This window comes from Capnocytophaga granulosa ATCC 51502, assembly GCF_000411115.1.
Lineage (GTDB): Bacteria > Bacteroidota > Bacteroidia > Flavobacteriales > Flavobacteriaceae > Capnocytophaga > Capnocytophaga granulosa.
On sequence record NZ_KE150253.1, the window covers coordinates 487,196 to 508,614 of the forward strand.

Consider the following 21,419-nt stretch of genomic DNA (forward strand, 5'->3'; position numbering starts at 1 on the left):
AAAGCTATTCTTTTAGATTCTTCCTTCTGATAAAAGACACAATGCCTAAAATCATGACAAACACAGCCGCATAATAGACAAAGTTTGGAGTAATCACTTTCTCTCCGCTGGCGTAGCTATGTAGTCCTGAAAGGTAGAAATTAACCCCAAAATAGGTCATCAGGATACTGGCAAAGGCTACCACACTGGCAAAGTTAAAGCCCCATATGCCACGTAAGGAGGGGACAATACGCATGTGAATGACAAAGGCATAGACCATGATACTCACCAGCGCCCAAGTCTCCTTCGGATCCCATCCCCAGTAGCGTCCCCAGCTCTCATTAGCCCACTGGGCACCCAAGAAGTTCCCAATGGTGAGCATGATAAGTCCCACGGTAAGGGCTAGTTCATTGACGATAGTTAGCTCATCTACTACACCCTTGATTTTTTCTCGGTTCTTCGCCGTGGTGACAATCATGAGTAAGAGGTTGATAGCCCCTAAGATCATACCCAAGGTGAAAGGGCCATAGCTACCTACAATTACCGCTACGTGGAGCATCAGCCAGTAGCTGTTGAGTACAGGCTGTAGGTTGCCTATGGAAGGGTCAAGCCAGTTCCAGTGGGCAATCATCAGGATCATGGAGGTTACAAAGGCGGTGGAAGCGAGGCTCAGTGGTGAGCGACGGGCGAAACACAATCCAATACCCATAGTTGCCCATGCCACATAGATCATACTCTCATAAGCATCACTCCATGGGGCATGGCCTGAGATATACCAGCGGAAAGCAAGCCCAGCGGTATGTAGGGCAAAGAGGAAAAAGAGCAATCCTGTACATACTTGGGTGGTGATACGCAGCGCTTTGCGCTCCTTAAAGATACGCGCGATAAGCACGACAAACATGATTGTTCCTACATATAAGTACCAGCTAAAGAGGCTTTTGAAGACATCATACTTGTTGTAAAGTATCTCGGCTTCTATCTGTTTTTCGGAAGGAATTACCGCCTTACCTACGGCGCGTTGGTTCTGCTGGAGTACGCCAAGGATCTTATCGGCCTCACTGTAATCACCTGTCTCCACGGCATCTTTCACAGAGGAGAGGTACCAGCGGAAAGCGTGCTTGATAAAGCCTGCTTCGAGGGTGTCCTGCGTATAGGTAGGATTTTCGTAGATGTCCAATGGAGAAATCCACTTGTTGTTAGGGCTGTCTTTCAGTGGGAAAATACGCAACATACTCCCCGAAAGAGCGCGCTCCAAAAGGTGCATCTTGGTATCTACTTCCTTGAACTCCTTTTGGAATTGGTTAGGGTTGGAGGTGGAATAGGCCTCCACTAAGTAAGGATTGAGTTTGTTGTTATATTCCTTATCCAAGAAATCCAAAGCTCTTACGCGCTTAAGGCCTTTTTCTACACCTAAAATCTTGTGTAAGCTGTCGTTATCTTTTTTGATATAGAAGAAATCCACATTGTACCATAGCTGACGATTCAGCAGCATGGAGAGGAAAACTTGATTGGCATCCAGTCCGCGGAAAGTATCGGCCTTGCTGACTTTTCTAAGCAATTCAGAAGCAAAGGTATTGATTGGCTTCATACGGCCGTCTTCGTCTTGGATTACCAAGTGAGCAAAGCGGTCGGCATGTTCCTTCTTGACAGTAGTGGCCTTGATAAGCGAGTCTATCTGCTTGGGGGTCAGTTCAAAAGAATCATGTTGGGCATAGGCACCTACGGAAAAGAGCAAAGCCAAAAGAGTAAGAGCACCTCGGCGTTTGTCATAGAGCTTTTTGAGTTTTTGACTCAGTTGGACAAAACGTGTCTTTCCGAAGAACATACTGGCGATAAGACCTATATAGAGTAGGGTATAGCCTATGTAAGTGAGCAAGGTTCCCCAGAAATCGTGATTGACAGAAAGAATAGTCCCTTTCTCATCGGGGAAGAAATTGGCTTGGAAGAAGCGATAGCCCTTATAGTTAAGGATATTATTCATGTAGATATCATATTTGAAAGTCTCCTCTGGTGAGGTTACAGTTACTTTACTCTTGAAAGAGGAGTAACTACGCTCGGTGCCAGGGTATTTGTCAGCGATGAAGTCGTCCAGCCTCACTTTGAAAGGCAGGGGCGTACGCACCGAACCATAGCTTAGGTGGAAGGTAAGTCCGCCTACCTCTGTTGAGGAGGGAGGGTTGATCTCATCACGCCTACCGATGACCTCCACTTTCTTGGTTTCACCTTCGCAGGTGATAGTCATCATAAGGGCACTGAGATCACCTGCATTTTGTTTTTTCTCAGGGATAGAGGCCATGACCATTTTCCCTTTTTGCATTGGCTCAGGCAGAACAAAGCGCATGCCGCCTATGTTGTACAAGCAGCGATATTGGAGAGGCTGCATACTATCTTTGGCTACCTCAAATACCTTTTGGTCTCCCATGGTCATATAACTACCCATATAAGGGGTATGAATATAGCTTCCTTCAGGGGTTATTTGTAGGTTGATAGCTCCTTCGGTAGGGTTGTTCAGCGAGATGGGCAGGCCATGGAAGTTTTCAGTAGCGCCACTCTTGAGATAGTGCTCATGTCCTTCTCCGCCAGCGGCCTCTACAATCTTCAGATAGGATTCACCTTGGGGATCCGCTACAAAGGTAGCCTCGGCATGGGCGATAAATCGCTTGAGGTCTATACGGAAATCCTTTCCCTTGAAGTCAGAAGACCAGCTATAGGAGTTGGAGGTAAATTCGGAGAAGAGCACCTCGGTTTGTTTGGCCTTGCGTAAGGGTTGTCCCTCGTAAGAGCCATCTACCTGAGCAGTGATATAGGTCAGCTCCGAGGTATAAAAGTCAGCCTCCTCTCCCTCGCGTAGGGCGAGCTTGCCTTCGTCGCTGATGTAGCGGGTAACGGCAGCCCCCACGATGATGAAGATCCAAGAGGCATGCAGGACGAAAACCGCCCAATTTTCGCGCTTGAGCAGGCGATAGCGGCCAATATTCCCGATAAAGTTGATGACAAAAAGCGCCATGATGAGTTCAAACCACCAAGCGTTATAGATCCAGATTTTGGCTGTGTCGGTATTATACCAAGTTTCCACAAAAGTACCCATAGCAAGGGCAGCCCCATAGGCCAAGAAAAGCACTGCCATCAGGCGAGTAGAAATAAGGAATTGCGTGAGTTTTTTAAGCATTTTTTGAGTGTTTTCCTAAGGGGCAAAAATACGAAATATAATGATAAAAGGCAAACAAGTTTTGAGTTTTGAGTTCTGAATTTTGAGTTACGACACTGACCACACATTGCCAACAACTAATTACTGTTAATCAACTTCATTTTATTATTATAAGATGTTGTTTTTGCTTCTAAAATGTTGTAATTTTGTATTCTGAAATTTAAGAAATAAAGGGGTTCAGTCAGCTGTAACCCTAAAACACTACAGTCATGAAAAAACAACTCATTCAAGCCCTTTGGGCTATTACCAATGGGCAACCCTAACAGCAAGGAGAGAAAACAGTCTATCCCTCCATACGAGAACAACTCAGTGCGATTAAGATACTTATGTCCTTAGACGATTGGCAGGAGCTGCCTTCTGTAGCTTCTATAGAGGACGAAAAGCCTGTCCCCCAAGCCTTACCTTGCACTGCTAAAGATACCCCTGCCGTACAACCATCTGATTCTGAAGTAGTGAGAACACCTCCAAAAACAGAGAATATAGCTCAGCAGACAACTAATACACCTCAACAGGCAACCAATACACCTCGACAGGCAACAAAACCTACAACCGGTTACAGACGTACTTATCAGGAGTGGTTTGCTCAAAATGAATTGCTTGAAAAGCTGTTACTTGAAGAGAAAGCTAAAAAAACACAAACCAAATTAAGTAAAAAGACAAAGTCTAAAAGTACACTGCCAGACTCTTCTGTATAGGAAACTTCGTTGGCGAGAATGTTATGATGAGTGTCAGCACCTTGTAGAAGAGGTTTATGTTAGTCAAGAAGGAGAAACTTATAGGAGGCAGTACTATTATCAAGAAGATACATATCATAATCCTATAGAAAGACTTGTTATAAGTGATTCTCCCGTAGAATTATCCAGGTACGAAATAGCGTATTACTAAGGAATAAAATTCTCTTTAGTCGTTTGTTATTTATTATTATTTTTGTATTTTTGCAACAAAATAAAAGACTCTATGGAATTATACTACGCCTTTTCAGTAATTATTGTTTTAGCTGCTGTGTTCTCTTATCTGAATGTCAGGTATGTAAAGCTCCCGATGACCATTGGGATCATGGTGATTGCCATGATGGTATCGGTAGGGATTCGCCTTTTCGGAGGGGCTATCTTTTCGGGTTTAGCGCATAGGTTGGAAGCATTCTTAGAGGGGTTTAATTTTACAGAAATTCTAATGAGTGCCATGCTTAACTTCCTACTTTTTGCAGCGGCCTTGCATATCAATGTCTCTGACCTAAAAGAATATAAGCTCCCGATCCTCACTTATGCGACGATAAGTGTGGTACTTTCGGCTTTCTTTATCTCGGGCTTACTCTACTATATTGCCTCTTGGATAGGGATAGATATCCCTTATGTCTATTGCTTACTTTTTGGTACGCTCATCTCACCTACCGACCCTATTGTGGTTTTGGGAGTACTCAAGCAGGCCGATGTACCTAAGCGTATTGAGACAAAGATCACAGGTGAATCTCTCTTCAACGATGGGGTAGCCGTAGTGATGTTTGCCGTAGTGCTTAAGCTGGCTACCGACGCTACTTTTGAACCTTCGTTTAATGCTATAACCAAGCTCTTCCTTTTGGAAGCAGGGGGAGGGATATTTTTAGGGGCTATCTTGGGTTGGATTGCCTCCGAGATGATGAAGAAGGCCGATGACTACCATGTGAGTGTTTTGGTAACCCTTGCGGTAGTGATGGGTGGTTTCTTGATAGCCAAGGCTTCCCATGTGTCTTCGCCTTTGGCGATGGTTATTGCAGGGCTTTTTGTAGGTAATGTAGGCAAGAAGGCCAGCAGTGAGGAGAATAGGGATTACCTGAGTAAGTTTTGGGCGATTGTGGATGAGATCATGAACGCTATTCTCTTCCTCTTTATCGGGTTTGAGATGCTTTTGATAGATAATTTAGACAAACAATTCCTCTTGGGCGGGATTGCCATTGTGGTATGTCTTTTGGGTCGTGCCTTGGCGATTTATATCCCAGCTCAGACAATCTTGCGCAAGGTTAGCTCCTATTCGCGAGGTTCCCTTATTACCATGGTATGGGGGGGGGTACGTGGCGGCGTTTCTATTGCTTTGGTGCTTTCTATCCCTCAGGATCAGGGGGTGATGAAGGAAACCCTCTTGCAGGTTACTTATATAGTGGTGCTCTTCTCTATTTTGGTACAGGGACTTACCGTGGGTAAAGTAGCCAAAGATGCCTTGCACCGAGACGAGGTGATGATTCGCCTTAAGCGTATAAGAGCCGCACATCAGCGCAAGTTAAATACACAAAACGATTTGTAAATGAAATGAATACAAGCCATTGGTTACATGTACTTAGCCTATTTGCTTTAGTCTGTTACTCTTATGCACAAGAGAGGACAGATTGGGAGCATGAATTTCTACACAAGGGGGTAAAAACACTTCGTATCAGGGGCTACCATGTCAAGGAAAATGGTGCAGTAGCTCAAAAAGGGTCGCTTCTGGCCGAGATGAACATAGAAAAAACCTTTGATGCACAGGGTAACCTTGTCAAGGAAATATTCTTTGACGAGCGCAATGCAGAGACCTTGCGCTACGAATATACCTATAGCAAGCAGAAGGTAAAGAAATACAAACTACACTTGGATCCTCAAAGGGAGAAAGTAGGTATTACCGTGTTCAATTGTGATGGAAGGGGCAATGTAACCAAAGAGGAGACTTATGACCAAGAGGGGACGTTACAGTATTCTGCTTTTTTCGTCTATGATCAGGCAGGAAGAGAAACCGAAAGTAACTTTCTACGCGATGATTTCTCGGCCAAGTTCAATTCTACCTATGACCATAAGGGGCGCCTCTTAGAACAGGAACAACATATAGTGGATAAGGGGGAGAATATTCTCAATAAGGCCAAATATCGCTACAATAGCCATGGGGATTGTGATCGAATCCTCTCACTGCTCAATAGAAATTTTGCTCAGAAGAAGAGTTTTGAGTACAAATATGATAAAAAAGGCAATTGGATAGGACGCTTTGAATACCAAGATGGCAAACCCACAACGATTATTGAACGACAGATAGAATACTTTTAAGTGAAAAGTGAAAAATGAAGAATGAAAAGTAAAGCCAGCGAATACTTGGAGTTGGGTATGTGGGTGAAGAGTTATAGACAATCGGAAGAGGATTGTAAAAAATGATATGAGTAGGCGTAGAGGCAAAATAGCATAAACAAGGTAGAGACGTGAGTTTATAGCGTCTATATTTGTAGATATTTATGGCATCTGTTATTGTACCTTATAAAGAGAAAACTATAATATGTATAGAATCCTCTTAGTCTTTTTAGCACTTCTTTTGTGGGGATGCCCCAAACATACACCTACCATTACGGAATTGCCTCTGACCGATGAGATAGAGCAAAAGCTCTATAACCTCATCAGTTGTGCGCGTTTTGACTTAGATAAGCGAGCAGAATTTGAGGAATCTGGTTATTACTATGTTTATAATGCTTGCCCTATAGAAGGGAATCCTTTCGGCTGGGTAGATGTCTATCTTTTTCCTAAAGATGAGCAGTTTGATCTGAAAGTAGTACAGGCGGCTATGTACAGAGGTGATGAACAAAAGTGGGTGGATACAGTCTTTGATCCAATAAAAGACATGTCTGCTGAGCAAATCGCTCAGCATTTCAATGTGATGCTTGTCGTCATGGATAAAAAATATTTACAGCCCTCTTCTGACCCATCGGGCTATGAAGCCAAAATTCCAGCTAAGTATGCCATCTATAGTCTTAAGGATGGCAAATGGACAAAAGCTCCCTTGATTGAGATATCCGATAAGTTATGGAAGATTTATAACTATATAGTATCCATAGATGAGCAATGGAAACTGCTGATGAAACCTGATCTGGATAGGGTGCATATAACCGATATCCCCGCATTTGTTAGGCGTATAGAGTCGTCAGGTGACTATAGAAAAGACCAAGAAAAAGCGGCAGACCTCAATGGTGATGGCTACAAAGATCATATCTTTGTCTTTACACCCCAAGGAGAAGGGGTAGAAGCCTCCTTGTATGCATTGCTGCTAAGTGAAGGAGAGGACAACTACCGACTGCTTTATGATCTCTGCTATTACCCTTCCAAGCAGAATTATAGTAATCACTTCAATTTGGTAACCAAGGGGAAATATTTCACTATAGAACACCAGATTAAGAACATAGAAGAGGATGGTGATGATAACCAAGATTATTATATCACCTTCCAAGTAGAAAAAGACAAGGCGTTACTACATCGTTTGGGAATTATCTCCTATAAAGATGGAAAGAAAGAACAACAATTCTCTACAAAAGACTTTGGTGAGATTCCTTTTGAACATTTTTCTTTTGAAGAGTACTACTTTGGCTATGGAGAAGAAGACGAAGGAGACGAAGAATGAGACGAAGGCTGGTAGAGAAGAATGCGCTTTTCTATTTGTTCCCGCTCTACAGTATAAGGAATCTCCTTGGTGAGGGCTATTTTATACTGCTCCTGAGCCTCTTCGTACTGCCCATTTGCCCAATAGGCTTCCCCCAATAGGTAATAAGCTTTCCAATAATCGGGATTTAGGCTCGTAAGATCCCGATAATCAGAGGGTTCTATAAGTGCTTTCTCTCGTAATTGCTTCGTAAGCCTCTCTTCCAACTGTCGGTATAGCTCATAATTCTTATAGGCTTGTGTTTGCACAAAAGGATCGGCAGGGATATTCCGCTGGGTCTGTGGATATGCCGTATGGGGAGCGAATGTCTCTCCTTTGAAAATCTCCTTGAGGTCATAGGCTATGTATTCCCCCAGCTGATAGGGGGCAGTGGATACCCAAGCGATGCGCTCTTCGGGTGAGAAGATCACACTATGATAGGCCAAGAGTTGGTTCAGTGCCTTCTCATTGCCATAGCCTATAGCTTTGCCCTTTAGCCCTTCGGTATTGCGCAGGATAGCGGCCATATGGGTAGGGGTAAGGGTATCGCCTTGGGTGAGTTCCTGTAGCTTCTTATAGCGGTAGGCGGTATGGGTTTGTTGGATTTGCTTGCGGTTCTTTTTGTCCTTGGCATAGGGGGTACTTTGGAAGTGATTGGTACAGAGTAGTAGCCCATTATCGACCTCATATACACCGAATTTCTTTGGGGATACTTCTATGATGACAGCCTTCTTTTCTTTGGCACTACCTACCATAATCGCCTCGGAGACAAATACTTTTCGTTTTTTGGCAATAGCAATAGCTTCCTCAGTAGTGGAAGCAAATTGCAATATTTCCCTACATAGGAGCGAAATAGGGGTGCGTGCCTTCAGGGGTATATTGGACTTACCTGCATTGATGGTTACCGTAAGCCCTTCGGTATTCATGCCCGACATGACTCCGATCATACCGCCCCACGCATAGGACATAAAGGGATAACCCTCCGTCGGACGAACAAAACGGACGAGCTTCTCAGTAGCGAAATCGTCCGAGAGGTAAAAGTCAAAATTGCGTCCGATAAGCAGCTTGCCGCCTTGGGTATGAGTTCCCCAAGCAGCTAAGGAGGAACAGCCTACCAGCATCAAATCTTGTAGGGCGTGGCCTATGTCATGAGCTGAGTGTAGGTATAGACTCCGTTCGTACTTGGGGGCAATGTAGTTGAAAAGGCTATCGGCATAGCGGGATTGCCCATAGAGTTCTGCCCTATAAATAGGGAGGATATAGTGGTCAATATCTCGGTTGAACCACTTAAGGAAACGGTAGAGAAAGTGCTGTTTGCGCTCGGAGGGAACAAAGTCTTTTAATTTGCTGAATAATAAGCTGTCTTGTCTATGATAAAGTCTTTGGGTAAGTGCGCCAGAGTTGAGCCCCAATTGCAGAGGATTGCCTGAAAGGTATAGCTCCCATATCCCTTGTTGGTTTCGAATAAGATAGTTATCCTCAAAGTAGTATAAGGAATCCTTAATATGCGCTACCACAGGTGTTTGTGCGGAGTATGAAGAGACATTGGGCGGACTTATTTTTCTGTGGAAGACCCCACAAGAGCAAAGCAAAAGAAGGAGCGCATAGCAGACATTTTTCATGGGTATAAAGAGTTAGCAATCAGCCTTAGGGTGCAGTAATAAGTGCGTATCAGCAGGGGAGAGGTAAGGAATCCCCAGCCCCAGACCACGTAGGATAAAGAGAATCCCAACGATAATAACCACTATAGGTAGCCACTGGTTCAGCTGGCGGCGCAAGGCCACTGGTAGGAAATTTCCCAAAAGCACAAGCAGGAGCATCAGTGGAATGGTACCCAGCCCGAAAGCCGTCATATAGCCCATACTACCCCATAGGTTTCCCATAGTCAAGGCACCAAAGAGGGCAGTATAGACCAAACCACAAGGCAGAAATCCATTGAGAAAACCTATAGTGAAGGAACTTGAAAGTGTCTTTTTTGTCAGCTGTCGCCCTAAAGCATTCTTGAGTAGGGCAAAGCCCTTGAGCAAGGGGTTCTGAACGCCCTTTAGTGAGATATGAAAGAGCGAAAAAAGCCCCATACTCACCATAACAAGCCCAGCCAAGATGGAGAACTCTTGCTGGTATTCGGCTATAAAAAGCCCTTCCCCTACCAAGCCAAAGAGAAGCCCTATAAGGCTATAGGCGAGGGTCTTGCCTATGAAATAGGCTCCTAACTGTAGGTAGCGAAAGCCCTTGTGCTGTCTTTGCAAAGGAATCAACAAGGCAATAGGGCCACACATACCCACGCAGTGTAGGCTGCCCACAAGGCCTAAGGTGAAAGCCAGTAGGTACATCTAATAATTGACTTTGTCAAATAAGCTCAAGTAATTCTTTCCCTCAAAGCCGTATTCCACGCGAATATTCCAGCGCCCCTTTGTGAGCAACTTGTCGGGAATCAGCAGCGAACAACCATCAAGAGTCGTGATCGGTAGGGTAAAGTCCAGTTTGCTATCCGATGGGCGATAGCAAAAAATCACCCCGATGACTTCTTTGCCTGTTACAGCAGTAGGGAAATCAAGGCGAATGCCTTCTTTGGCGCCCGTAGTATAAGCAATATCCACTTGCATATGAGCCTCTAAGGTTTGTTTTTCGGCATCTATATTCTTTTGGAAATCCAGCTCTTGAGCGTAATAGTTCTCAGTAACCAGCTCATGATCATACTTTTTATCCACTAAAGTGATGATAAAAAAGTACATAATAAATCCAGCAAAGGCCAAAATAGCCAAAAGAATGCCTGTGCCCCAAGTAAATTTCATAGGTATCTTTTTTGTGAGCAAATTTACTACAAAAAAAGGAATTGTAGCTCATAATTCTATAGATTTTTTTGATAGTTATTTTTCTTTTTCTAAGAGATATTTTAGTAACTTTGCACCAAATTTGAACTGTGAGGCAATGAGCCATGACTAATAATTAATAACTAACAACTATGCTAAGGTTTCTTATTGCATTTTTTTCTTTTTCTCTTTTGTATGCCCAACAGCAGGCAGCCTCACAAAGGGAGTTCCCTAAGGATTATTTCGGGTCGCCTTTGGATATTCCGCTTTCTTATGCAGGAAATTTCTGCGAATTGCGCCCCAACCACTTTCATGGAGGCTTAGATATCAAAACCGATGGCAAGGAGGGGCTTAAGATATATGCCGCTGCGGAGGGCTTTGTCTCTTGTATCAAAGTGAGCACCTATGGCTATGGCAAGGTGATGTATATAGACCACCCCAATGGCTATACTACTGTGTATGCGCACTTGCAGAAGTTTGCTCCTGAAATAGAGAAATTTGTCAAGGAACGCCAGTATCTGTTGGAGAAATACGATGTAGAAATAGAGTTCAAACCCACCGACTTTCCTGTCAAAAAAGGCGATTGGGTAGCTCTTAGTGGGAATACAGGCGGCAGCGCTGGCCCTCACCTGCACTACGAGATACGGGATACACAAACTACCAATGCCTACAATCCTTTACTCTTTGGCTATCCTAATGAAGATGATATAGCTCCCTTGGTATATAAGTTCGTGGCCTATCCCATAGGAGAGGAGTCCGCTATTGAGGGTATACAAGAGGAGCGCAATGTACTCTTGGGCAAGGATAAGAATACGGACGAATACCTCACTTCCAAGATTACTGCTCAAGGGCGTATAGGCTTGGGCGTATATACCTTGGATAAGATGACAGGCACTCGCAACTCCTATGGGGTGTACAAGATTTCCCTATGGGTCAATGGCAGCGAGAAACTCTCTTATACCTTTGATGAACTTATAAAGGGTGAAGACCCTTACCTGAATACCCTTATTGACTACCCTCTTTATGTAAAAACAGGTGCAAGGGTGCAGCACTTATACAGGGAACCTCAGAATAAGCTCTCTATCTACACCACTCCACAGGAAAGTGATGGAATTATCCAAGTGGAGGATGGTATGACCTACCTTGTAGAGGTCAAAATAGAGGATTTTAATAGAAACACGACCACTCTCAACCTTACTATAGAGGGTAAAAAAGAGCCTATCACAGGCCTTCGTCCAGAAAGCAAGGGGACACCTCTTGTTGCCAAGCGCGATAATATGTATAAAACGGAAAACATGTCCGTATATATCCCCGAAGATACCTTTTTCCAAGATACTTTTATTGAGGTAAGACAAAATGGGGATACACTTTCTGTCTTGGCGCCGACTCAACCTCTCAAAAATCAATACAATGTCGTATTTGATGCTTCCAAATATACCCAAGCACAACTTCCTTATGTATGTGTAGCCTCCGTAAAGGGTAAAAATTCTAAGAAATATTACCAATACACCTATCGTAAGGACAATATTGTTTCGGCTAAGGTGAAGACTTTAGGGCGTTTTGTATTGACAACCGATACAAAAGCGCCTGTGATAAAGCCACTCAACTTTTCTAAGGTAAAGAATAATATCGCCAAGCTAGACAAGCTCAAGGTGAACGTTACCGATGATTTCAGTGGTATAGGCAAATTCTCCGCTACAATCAATGGCAAATGGGTGCTTATGGAGTATGAGCATAAGGATAAGACACTCACATTTACCCTTGCCGACCGCTATTTCACCCCCGATGAAGACTATACTTTTGAACTTACCGTTGCCGACAAAGTGGGCAACGAAAGTGTGCTGACCATTCCTTTGGTGTATAAACCCTGATTTAGTGACTAATGACAAGTGACAAACGACTAATTTCTATTCGCTGTCGTTTGTCTTGTAGCTCGTGCCTATGTCTTATAAAAATCTATGAAAATCTGAGGACGTTTTTTTGTTATCTCAAACATACATTAATAAAAAGCCTTGATTTTTTGTTCTTTATGTAAATTAAGAATAAAAAATTAAAATTTATTAGGTTTGTTTAGTAAAAAATCGTAAATTAGCAGCTCAATAATCTTCTTTGAGATGAAAGCAATCTTACGCTGCTTATGTCTTCTTATAGGCATACAAGTAGTTCAGGCACAGGACAATCTGCAAGCGATATATGCACACTTTGCCTCCTCTTCCGTAGAGTGGTCTATTACACTTCCTCATATGAGGGAGCCGCTCCCTATCCATTGGCAAGAACGCCAAGGGGCTTTCAACAGCAAGGGGTATCGCTCCTTTGTAGGCTACCATGCAGATGCCTTTGTAGGTACCCTTACGCTGAGTGAGCAAACACTCTTTGGAGAAATCCTTTACGGAGGGAAGGCCTATGTACTGACGGTTTCTGATAAGGGAGTGCTACAGCTCACCCAAGAGCGAAAAACACGTTGTGGGGCAGTAGCTATTCAAAAGAAAAATACCCCTAAGGCCAGCCGTGGCGTGGGTTTCCGCAATATGTTTCCTGAAAGTGATGAGGACAAAAACGATCCTCCTATCACCCAACCCAAGCCGTATAACTTGCTCTACCCTAATAGCTTAATTCATACCGATGGGGTATGGCGTGAGTATCGCCTTGCCCTGCCCGTGGATTATAGCTACTACGCTATGAAGAAACCTTTCAATGGGGATAAGGCTAAGATAAGGGCTTTTTGGTATGCCACAGAGACTTTCCTTAACGAACTCTATGGCAATGATATAGGGGTTCATTTTAAACTAATAGACGATGACCAATTGATCTTCACTTCCCCCAAAGATGCTCTTTTCCCTAATATACAAGGGGGAAATGAAGTAGTTAATAATGGTACTATTGTCTTTAACAAAAAGTACGACCCAAAGAAATACGATTTGGCAGTCATTCTAACCGATTTTAAGGAGCGTTACAATGGTTTAGCCGCTGTATATGCAGCCTATCAGGAGCATCAGAAGGCTTGCGCTGCCGCTCGTCCCGTTGGCCCCTCTACCATAGCGCATGAGATAGGGCACATGTTCGGTGCTGACCACACGTTCTCTAACGGAGGACAATATTCTGAAAAGACAGAAACCGATAGTGGACAGTCTATCATGAGCTATGGTCATGAGTATCCCCGTGATTTCTTCTCCCTGATCAGTGTTCAGATTATTCGCGCTTTCTTAGGCAATTCCATGGCCTACTATGCCGATAGAGCCTATACTCAGGAAAGGGGAAAGAGGGTAGAGGGAACAGGAAGTAATTTAGTATATGGGGTTAAGACACAGAATAGGCCTCCTTCCTTGGAGCGCGCACGCCTCAAACAGGAATATGTAATACCTCAAAATACCTATTTCCAGTTCTACCTCACAGCCACTGATCCCGAAGGGGACGCGCTTACTTATATGGCGCATCCTGCCGATAGGCGCTTCCATTCTTCTAGGTCTAATGCGCAGTTCCTCACTTATAAGGGTACAGCAAGCAATCATATCCGCTTCCAAGAGGAATGGTTTGAGGTAGAACGCAATACCTTTGCAGTGGCCAAGGGTACGGTCTCCTATCACCCTGGTACTTTTACCTTTTGGTTGGGGGTAGCCGATCATAACAAGAGTGATCCTCACCATGTTCCCCAGTATGATGTAGTGGAGACTAAAGTGAAAATCGTAAAAGGCAAACCCTTTGAGATACAGGGCTTTGACAATGGCGCCAAGTACAAGCCCAATAAGGTGTATCATGCAGGTGATCGTCTTACACTTCGCTGGCAAGTGGATACAGATATTTTCTCACCACAGAGCAAAGTGCGTATCCTCCTCTCTGATGATTCAGGTAAGACCTATAAGTATGTCCTTGTGGGGGAAGCACCCAATAATGGTACTTGTGAGATTACCCTTCCCAATGTAGCCATTGGTACCACGCATGGCTACTTTGGCAATCCCAAAGGGCAGGGAATCATCAAGGTAGAAGTGATTGACGGCTTAGCTTATGCTCTTTCTACAAAATCACCTTATAAGGACGGAGGCTTTATCCTAGAGAAAGATAATAAAGCGTCAGCACCACTACAATTTGTTGCCGCTACCTTACCTAAGGATATTTCAGTTAGGACAGAAGCGAACGTTCCTGCCGTGCAGTTGCCTACTGCTACAGGGGGGTGTACAACACCTGTGGTAAGCTACCAAGATCACCGCAATACTACTGACTATGCACCCAATACAGCCATAGAACGTACTTTCAGGGCGGAGGATAGTTGTGGTAACTATATCACTCATACCCAACTGATACTCATAGGGGAGAACAAGATAAGTTTTCCTACCTCTAAGCCTGAAGGGGGAGAAACCCCTGCGCCCCAGCCACAACCTAAGCCTAAACCTAAACCAGCACCTTTGGCTTTTGTAAGTGGCTCTCTCCCTCCGCAACAGCTTACGGTTGCTTGCAGGGAGGCTATTGCTACCCCCGCCACTATAGCCTTACAAGGGGGGTGTGGGGTCATTACCGAAAGGGTGCAACAGCAGTCAGTCTCAACAACCGAGGCTTGTTATGCCCTTAAGCGAACCTATACCTTTACAGATGAGTGCCAAAACCAACTGACTTTTGAACAGATAATTAGGGTTAAGGACGAGCAACCTCCTGTCTTTGTGGAATCTTTGCCTAAGGACTTAACCATAGAGGAGGGGACTCCTATACCTGCTCAGGCTACCCTTACGGCTACCGATAATTGTCAAGGGGTAAAGGTAACTACCTATCAGCAGCAACAACTTAAGGAAGGAAAGCTTGCTAAGGTGATTTACCAATGGGTAGCTACTGACAATTGTGGGAATCGAACCACTCATATACAGGCGATTACCATTACCCCCAGAGAACCACTTAGGTTTCTGACAACAGACTTTCCCAAGGATATAGAGCAACCCTGTGCTGTGGCACTCCCTCAGGCAGTGACACTACAGACAAAGGGGGGATGTCCTCCTATTACGCTCACTCATGAGGATATAAAACAGCAAGGTTATTGTCCTCATTCCTATACGATTATGCGTATGTATACTGCCACAGATCGCTGTGGTGCTGCTATACACTATACCCAACTGATAAAGGTAGTGGATAATACCCCTCCTGCTTTTGTAGGTACGCTTCCACAAGATAGAAGTATAGAGGAAGGCACCCCTCTACCAGCCCAACAAACCCTTGCCGCAACCGATGATTGTGGAGAGGTAACCATTACATTCCAAAAAACAGAAGTAAAAGGTACTCCTGCCAAAGTATTATACCAATGGATAGCCACTGATGCCTGTGGTAACAAGGCTACCCATACCCAGACTATCACTCTGGTTCCTAAACCTAAACCAGCGCCGAAACCTGAGCCAGCACCTAAGCCTGAGCCCAAACCAACACCTAAACCTGAGTCGAAACCCGAGCCAGCGCCAGCACCGAAACCAGCGCCAGCACCAGTACCTGAACCGAAACCAGCACCAGTGCCAACACCTGAGCCAGCGCCAACACCGAAACCTGAGCCAGCGCCAGCACCTAAGCCTGAATCAAAACCAACACCAACACCAACACCTGAGCCGCTACCTATTCCAGATAGAGTAGAAGAGTCTAAGCAGATACAAGTGTATAATGGTGTTTCTGCTGAAAGTGGTTCAGAAAACTATTTTAAAGTGGAAAATACAGACCCTAATACGCCTATTGAGGTGATAATCTTCAATGAAATGGGACTTATTGTATACGAAAGTGACCATTACCAGGCTCAAGGAGACTTATTTACAGGGTATGCTAATGTAAAAGGCGTTGTCGCCAGTGGACAACGCCTCCCATCAGGTACTTATTTCTATGTACTTTCCTATACCCATAGCGGGAAACAGGAAACAAAGAAAGGATTCCTCTATTTAAGGTAAAGGAGAATGTTTATTATTTGTCACTTGTCATTAAGTTGAAGCTACGCTTAACAAAGGCTGTCAGCGCTTCCCCCTTGAGCAGACCTTGAGATAGGCGTGCCAAGTCAAAGGACTGACTGATAAGCGCCTTACGTGCAGCCTCATCAGTAGTGGAGAGGATTTGACCAGCTAAGGCACTATTGGTATTTACTACCAAATTGTACATCTCTGGGAAGCCTCCGAAGCCCATGCCTCCGCCTACCGCTTGCATCTCTTTCATACGACGAATGAATTCGGGTTGGGTGATACGGAAAGGAGTCGCTTCGCTCTCCAAGGCTTCTGGTTGTACTGTATAGGCGGTATTCTCTATAGCAGTGGTTACAAAGTCCTTGAGCTTTTCGGTTTCCTCCTCAGAAAGTTTGGAGATCTGAGTATCTTCTTTCTTGATAAGGTTCTCTATAGAATCGGCATCTACACGGGCAAAGGATATTTTCTCTTGGGTGCTTTCCAATTTTTGGATCAGGTGAGAGACCAGTGGGGAGTCCAAAAGGAGTACCTCATAGCCTTTGGCTTCTGCTTCAGCGATATAGCTGTGTTGGGCTTCTTTGTTTTGAGCATAAAGAATGATTGTCTGCTCGTCCTTGTTGGTTTGCAGCGGTTTAATCTTTTCTAAAAGCTCTTCAAAGGTATAGTATTTGTCATTTACGGTAGGGTATAGCGCAAATTTCTGTGCTTTCTCAAAGAATTTTTCTTCGGAGAGCATACCGTATTCTATCACGATTTTGATATCATTCCATTTCTTTTCAAAATCCTCACGGTTTTCTTTGAAAAGAGATTGAAGTTTATCGGCTACCTTACGAGTTACGTAGCTGGAGATCTTCTTTACATTTCCATCGGCTTGGAGGTAGGAACGAGAGACATTTAGCGGAATATCGGGAGAGTCTATCACCCCACGCAAGAGGGTCAAGAACTCAGGAACAATACCTTCCACATTGTCAGTTACAAAGACCTGGTTCTGATAGAGCTGGATTCTGTCCTTTTGCAATTGCAAGTCATTGCTTAGCTTAGGGAAATAGAGAATCCCTGTAAGATGGAAAGGATAATCCACATTCAGGTGAATGCTGAACATAGGATCCTCATATTGAGTAGGATAGAGTTCATGATAGAACGCCTTGTAATCCTCATCGGTAAGCTCTGAAGGCTGTTTAGTCCAAGCAGGGTTAGGGTTATTGATGATATTATCTACCTCCTTATACGCTGTTTTATAGTCCTCAGGGGCATTTTCAGGTCGAGGAAGGGCTTCCTTGCGCATGCCTAGCTTGATAGGGATAGGCATGAACTTGTTATATTTTACAAGAAGTTGGCGTATCTTGTTCTCTTCCAAGAACTCTGTGGAGTCTTCAGCTATATGGAGGATAATTTCGGTACCATGTCCTTCTTTCTCGATAGGTTCTATACTGTAGGCTGGAGAACCATCACACTCCCAGCGTACGGCTTGTGCTCCTTCTTGGTAAGAACGGGTTAGGATTTCAACCTTATCGGCCACCATAAAAGCCGAATAGAAGCCCAAACCGAAATGTCCAATGATACCTGCATCTTTGGCTGAGTCCTTGTATTTGTTAAGGAACTCTTCAGCTCCAGAGAAAGCGATTTGGTTGATATATTTTTCCACCTCTTCCTCGGTCATTCCAATACCTTGGTCGGTGATATGTATTTTTTTTCCTTCTTTATCCACCTTTACCTCAATAATAGGGTTGCCATAAGGTACTTTAGCTTCGCCAATTTGGCAAAGGTGCTTGAGCTTAAGAGTAGCATCGGTAGCATTGGAGATCAGCTCACGAAGGAAAATCTCGTGGTCGCTATATAGAAATTTCTTAATAAGTGGAAAAATGTTTTCCACAGAAACATTTATTTGTCCTTTCATACGTGCTTTTTTTCTTTCCTTTTTAGCAAAGATAATGCCGCACTTACAAGACTGACAAAATGGCAGGAAGGTTTTGAGTTCTAAGTCTTGAGTTTTGAGTGAATGAGAAATTTTATTATTTACTATTTGTTTTTTACTTAAAAAATCGTAATTTTGCAACTGTAATAAATTATAAAAATGAAAAATAGCAGTACCGTCCTATGTTACAAAATAGGGTATTACATCAGCCTTTTTGGAGTGGCCACTATTCTACTTTGGATAGGAGCATTCAAGTTTACACACACTGAAGCAGAGGGAATTAAACCTTTGGTAGAACATAGCTTTCTGCTCTCATGGCTTTATAAAATACTGAGCTTGCAAGGAGTTTCCAACCTCATAGGTGTAATAGAGATAGCCATAGCACTGGCACTAATAGTAGGGATATTCTCACCGATAGTACGTAAATTAGCTTTTGTAGGTTGTACGATTACTTTTCTTATTACTTTGAGCTTTCTTTTTACCTCTGCTAAAACCTACTACTACATAGAAGGAGTTCCTGTTACCGATTTCTTTATCTTAAAGGACATTCCTATGTTAGGCTTTGGAATGATAAGTATGAACAAGCCTAAGTAGTTAAGAACTAACGACTAAAAAATGAGGTTTTTTATCTGTGTTTTATTATTAGGGATAGCCCAACTAAGTGCGCAACCCACGATTGCCAATACACCAACCCTAAGAGTCTATCGCTTGGCGATCAATATACCCTATAATACGTATAGCAGTTGGCTTTTTGAAAAAGATACCGATAAGGTGAAACAGTTTTGGCAAGAAACAGAACACTTTCTTAACCAAATGTATATGCGTGATATTGGAGTACGTTTTGAGCTGGTAAAGGACGAACGACTGATTATAACAGACCCTAAAAAAGAAGTCTTTAAGCGCCAGCACAATGCTAGCTATATTATAGGACTTGCTACGGAGGCAATCAATGACCTTATAGGTAGCGAGAACTATGATGTAGGTATCTGTGTAACCTATTTTACGAATAATAGGAAAAGCATGGTACTGCGAGGACTTTCCCATATTGGGGGCGTATATCACAACGAACATAAGGGAGCCGCTGTAGCAGTACCTACTAAAGAGGTGATAGCTCATGAAATAGGGCACCTATTTGGAGCACGTCATACTTTCAGTGGTGTGAATTTTGACTATGCGAGCGAAAAAACGGAATATGATAAGGGACAATCAGTTATGAGTTCGGGTAACCCAAGGGATTTCTTTTCGCTATCCAGTATTGAGTTGATTCGAAGATACCTCAGTGAGCAGGCGGGACATCGCTCTAAAGATGTTTCCTTTGCCTCCGCTCCCCCTCGTATAGATAAGAGCCAGATAAAACCACGCTATACCCTCCCGAAGGATACCTATTTCTCTTTTGCTATACCTGCTACAGACCCAGATAGCCAGCAGCTCTATTATATGGCAGAGCAACATGATGTACGCTTGGGCGAAGAGACTTCCGTAGCACAATATACCATTCCTCAGCCTACGACCATTCCTTTGGTAGCCTTTAAGCGACAGTACCATAAGCACACAGGTAGTGAGGTAGCCAATAGCTGGATTCGTGAGCTGCAAACGGGTACTTTTACCTTTTGGTTGGCCGTAAGTGATGCCCAGCCGCATAGTGATAAGGATTATATTACCCAATATGATTTGGCTGAAACACAAGTGGTTGTAACAGAGGGAACGCCCTTTAAAATTACGACCTCTACCGCTAATAAGACTTATAGAGGAGGGAGCAAACTGACCCTTACTTGGTCTGTGGACAAACCTATTTTTGAAGGAACTAAGGTGCGTATCTGGCTCTCAGATGACCATGGACAGACCTATCCTTATCTTTTAGCTGATGGGGTAGAGAACACTGGCAGTTATGAAGTTACGCTACCCAATATTGCGATAAGAAAACAGCCCTATGGCTCTTCAGGGCTTGAGGTAGGAGCAGGCGTGATTAAGATAGAGGTGATAGACCATATAGCCTTTGCCGTTAGCGATGAGAATCCTAAAGCGGGGGGCGGATTTATCCTCGAAAAAGATGACGACTTGCCACTTGCCTTTGTGCTTCCCTTACCCCAAGATAAAAACATAGAGGAGGGAGAGCCTCTTCCTGCTCAAGCTACACTTAGGGCGGTAGGCCCTTGTGATATTCCTACAGTAACCCCTTCAGTAACAGAGGAAAGGAAAGAGGGCAAACTCACAAAAATTACTTATCAATGGCTTGCTACAGACTCTTGTGGCAATCAGGTTACTCATACCCAAGTGATTACTATCAATCCTAAAAAACAAGAATCCGTACCGCCCTCTGATCCTAAGCCAGCTCCAACCCCTGAGCCAACTCCAGAGCCAACGCCCAAGCCAGCACCGACTCCAGAGCCAACGCCCAAGCCAGCACCAACTCCAGAGCCAGCACCGACTCCAGAGCCAACGCCTAAGCCGACACCAACCCCTGAGCCCGCACCAGCTCCAGAGCCAACGCCTAAGCCAACTCCAGAGCCAGCACCAACACCCAAGCCAGCACCGACTCCAGAGCCAACGCCAACTCCAGAGCCAATGCCTAAGCCAGCGCCGACTCCAGAGCCAGCGCCGCCCAAGCCAGCACCGACTCCAGAGCCAGCACCGACTCCAGAGCCAACGCCAACGCCCAAGCCAGCACCGACTCCAGAGCCAACGCCCAAGCCAGCACCAGCTCCAGAGCCAGCGCCCAAGCCAGCACCAACTCCAGAGCCAGCACCGACTCCAGCGCCAATACCCAAGCCAGCACCAACTCCAGCGCCAATGCCCAAGCCAGTACCGACTCCAGAGGCGCAGGAAATTATAGTATATAATGGAGTTTTTGCAGAAAACGGAGGTGAAAATTATTTTAGAGTAGAAAATACAGATCCCAATACGCCTATAAAGGTGCTTATTTTTAACGAAATGGGCTTGATAGTCTATGAAAATGTGCATTATCAACAAAATGGAGATGTATTCCGAGGGTATGCCAATGTAAAAGGTGTGATCACCAGCGGTCAAAGCCTCCCCTCAGGTACTTATTTCTATATACTTTCTTATACCCATAACGGAAAACAAGAAACAAAAAAGGGATACCTTTATTTAAAGTAAAGCCAAGCGAATACATGGAGCTTGGGTATGTGAGTAAAAGGTAAAAAGTAAAGCCAAGAGAATACTTGGAGCTTGAG

At 44.1% G+C, this 21,419-nt stretch carries 13 protein-coding genes; 8 read left to right on the forward strand and 5 right to left on the reverse strand.

Annotation, left to right across the window (positions count from 1 at the left end; genetic code table 11):
• Positions 1–4: 4 nt before the first annotated feature.
• Positions 5–3,148, reverse strand: a complete 3,144-nt coding sequence (locus tag HMPREF9331_RS07220; RefSeq protein ID WP_016420340.1) for a cytochrome c biogenesis protein CcsA — start codon at positions 3,146–3,148, stop codon at positions 5–7.
• A 365-nt stretch (positions 3,149–3,513) separates the two neighbouring features.
• Here HMPREF9331_RS07220 and HMPREF9331_RS07225 point away from each other — a divergent pair, with 365 nt between their 5' ends.
• The 4 genes from HMPREF9331_RS07225 (at position 3,514) to HMPREF9331_RS07240 (ending at position 7,567) form a co-directional block, all read left to right on the forward strand.
• The gene (locus tag HMPREF9331_RS07225; RefSeq protein WP_016420341.1) at positions 3,514–3,882 is read left to right on the forward strand and encodes a hypothetical protein; all 369 of its coding nucleotides are present in this window, start codon (positions 3,514–3,516) and stop codon (positions 3,880–3,882) included.
• 262 nt (positions 3,883–4,144) lie between these two features.
• Positions 4,145–5,464: a cation:proton antiporter gene (locus HMPREF9331_RS07230; RefSeq protein ID WP_016420342.1), complete on the forward strand. Its 1,320-nt coding sequence runs from the start codon at positions 4,145–4,147 to the stop codon at positions 5,462–5,464.
• Positions 5,465–5,469: 5 nt separating this feature from the next.
• A complete protein-coding gene (locus tag HMPREF9331_RS07235) occupies positions 5,470–6,231 on the forward strand; it encodes a hypothetical protein (protein ID WP_016420343.1) in 762 nt (253 codons plus the stop codon).
• A 223-nt stretch (positions 6,232–6,454) separates the two neighbouring features.
• On the forward strand, positions 6,455–7,567 hold the full coding sequence (locus tag HMPREF9331_RS07240; protein ID WP_016420344.1) for a hypothetical protein: 1,113 nt from the start codon (positions 6,455–6,457) through the stop codon (positions 7,565–7,567).
• On the opposite strand, the gene HMPREF9331_RS07245 is transcribed toward HMPREF9331_RS07240, so the two are convergent.
• Genes HMPREF9331_RS07245 through HMPREF9331_RS07255 form a run of 3 tightly spaced genes read right to left on the reverse strand, consistent with a single transcriptional unit; the run spans position 7,534 to position 10,380 of the window.
• Positions 7,534–9,207, reverse strand: a complete 1,674-nt coding sequence (locus HMPREF9331_RS07245) for a C45 family autoproteolytic acyltransferase/hydrolase (RefSeq protein WP_016420345.1) — start codon at positions 9,205–9,207, stop codon at positions 7,534–7,536. The two genes, HMPREF9331_RS07240 and HMPREF9331_RS07245, sit on opposite strands and share 34 nt — an antisense overlap.
• 12 nt (positions 9,208–9,219) lie before the next feature.
• Positions 9,220–9,918 (reverse strand): sulfite exporter TauE/SafE family protein, encoded by a 699-nt coding sequence (locus HMPREF9331_RS07250; RefSeq protein WP_016420346.1) that lies wholly within the window; start codon positions 9,916–9,918, stop codon positions 9,220–9,222.
• Positions 9,919–10,380 carry a FixH family protein gene (locus HMPREF9331_RS07255; RefSeq protein WP_016420347.1) on the reverse strand — a complete coding sequence of 154 codons (462 nt, stop codon included), beginning with the start codon at positions 10,378–10,380 and terminating at the stop codon, positions 9,919–9,921.
• A gap of 170 nt (positions 10,381–10,550) precedes the next feature.
• On the opposite strand from HMPREF9331_RS07255, the gene HMPREF9331_RS07260 reads away from it, so the two are divergent.
• Both HMPREF9331_RS07260 and HMPREF9331_RS07265 read left to right on the forward strand, forming a co-directional pair.
• Positions 10,551–12,269 carry a M23 family metallopeptidase gene (locus HMPREF9331_RS07260; RefSeq protein WP_016420348.1) on the forward strand — a complete coding sequence of 573 codons (1,719 nt, stop codon included), beginning with the start codon at positions 10,551–10,553 and terminating at the stop codon, positions 12,267–12,269.
• 243 nt (positions 12,270–12,512) lie between these two features.
• A complete protein-coding gene (locus HMPREF9331_RS07265; protein WP_016420349.1) occupies positions 12,513–16,304 on the forward strand; it encodes a T9SS type B sorting domain-containing protein in 3,792 nt (1,263 codons plus the stop codon).
• Between the two features lie 13 nt (positions 16,305–16,317).
• Here HMPREF9331_RS07265 and htpG read toward each other — a convergent pair whose 3' ends face one another.
• Positions 16,318–18,207, reverse strand: a complete 1,890-nt coding sequence (htpG, locus tag HMPREF9331_RS07270) for a molecular chaperone HtpG (protein WP_016420350.1) — start codon at positions 18,205–18,207, stop codon at positions 16,318–16,320.
• Positions 18,208–18,384: 177 nt separating this feature from the next.
• On the opposite strand from htpG, the gene HMPREF9331_RS07275 reads away from it, so the two are divergent.
• Complete coding sequence (locus HMPREF9331_RS07275; protein WP_016420351.1) at positions 18,385–18,819, forward strand: DUF417 family protein; 435 nt, start codon at positions 18,385–18,387, stop codon at positions 18,817–18,819.
• A 21-nt stretch (positions 18,820–18,840) separates the two neighbouring features.
• Positions 18,841–21,342, forward strand: coding sequence for a T9SS type B sorting domain-containing protein (locus tag HMPREF9331_RS07280; protein WP_016420352.1), 2,502 nt, complete (start codon positions 18,841–18,843; stop codon positions 21,340–21,342).
• Positions 21,343–21,419 lie beyond the last annotated feature (77 nt).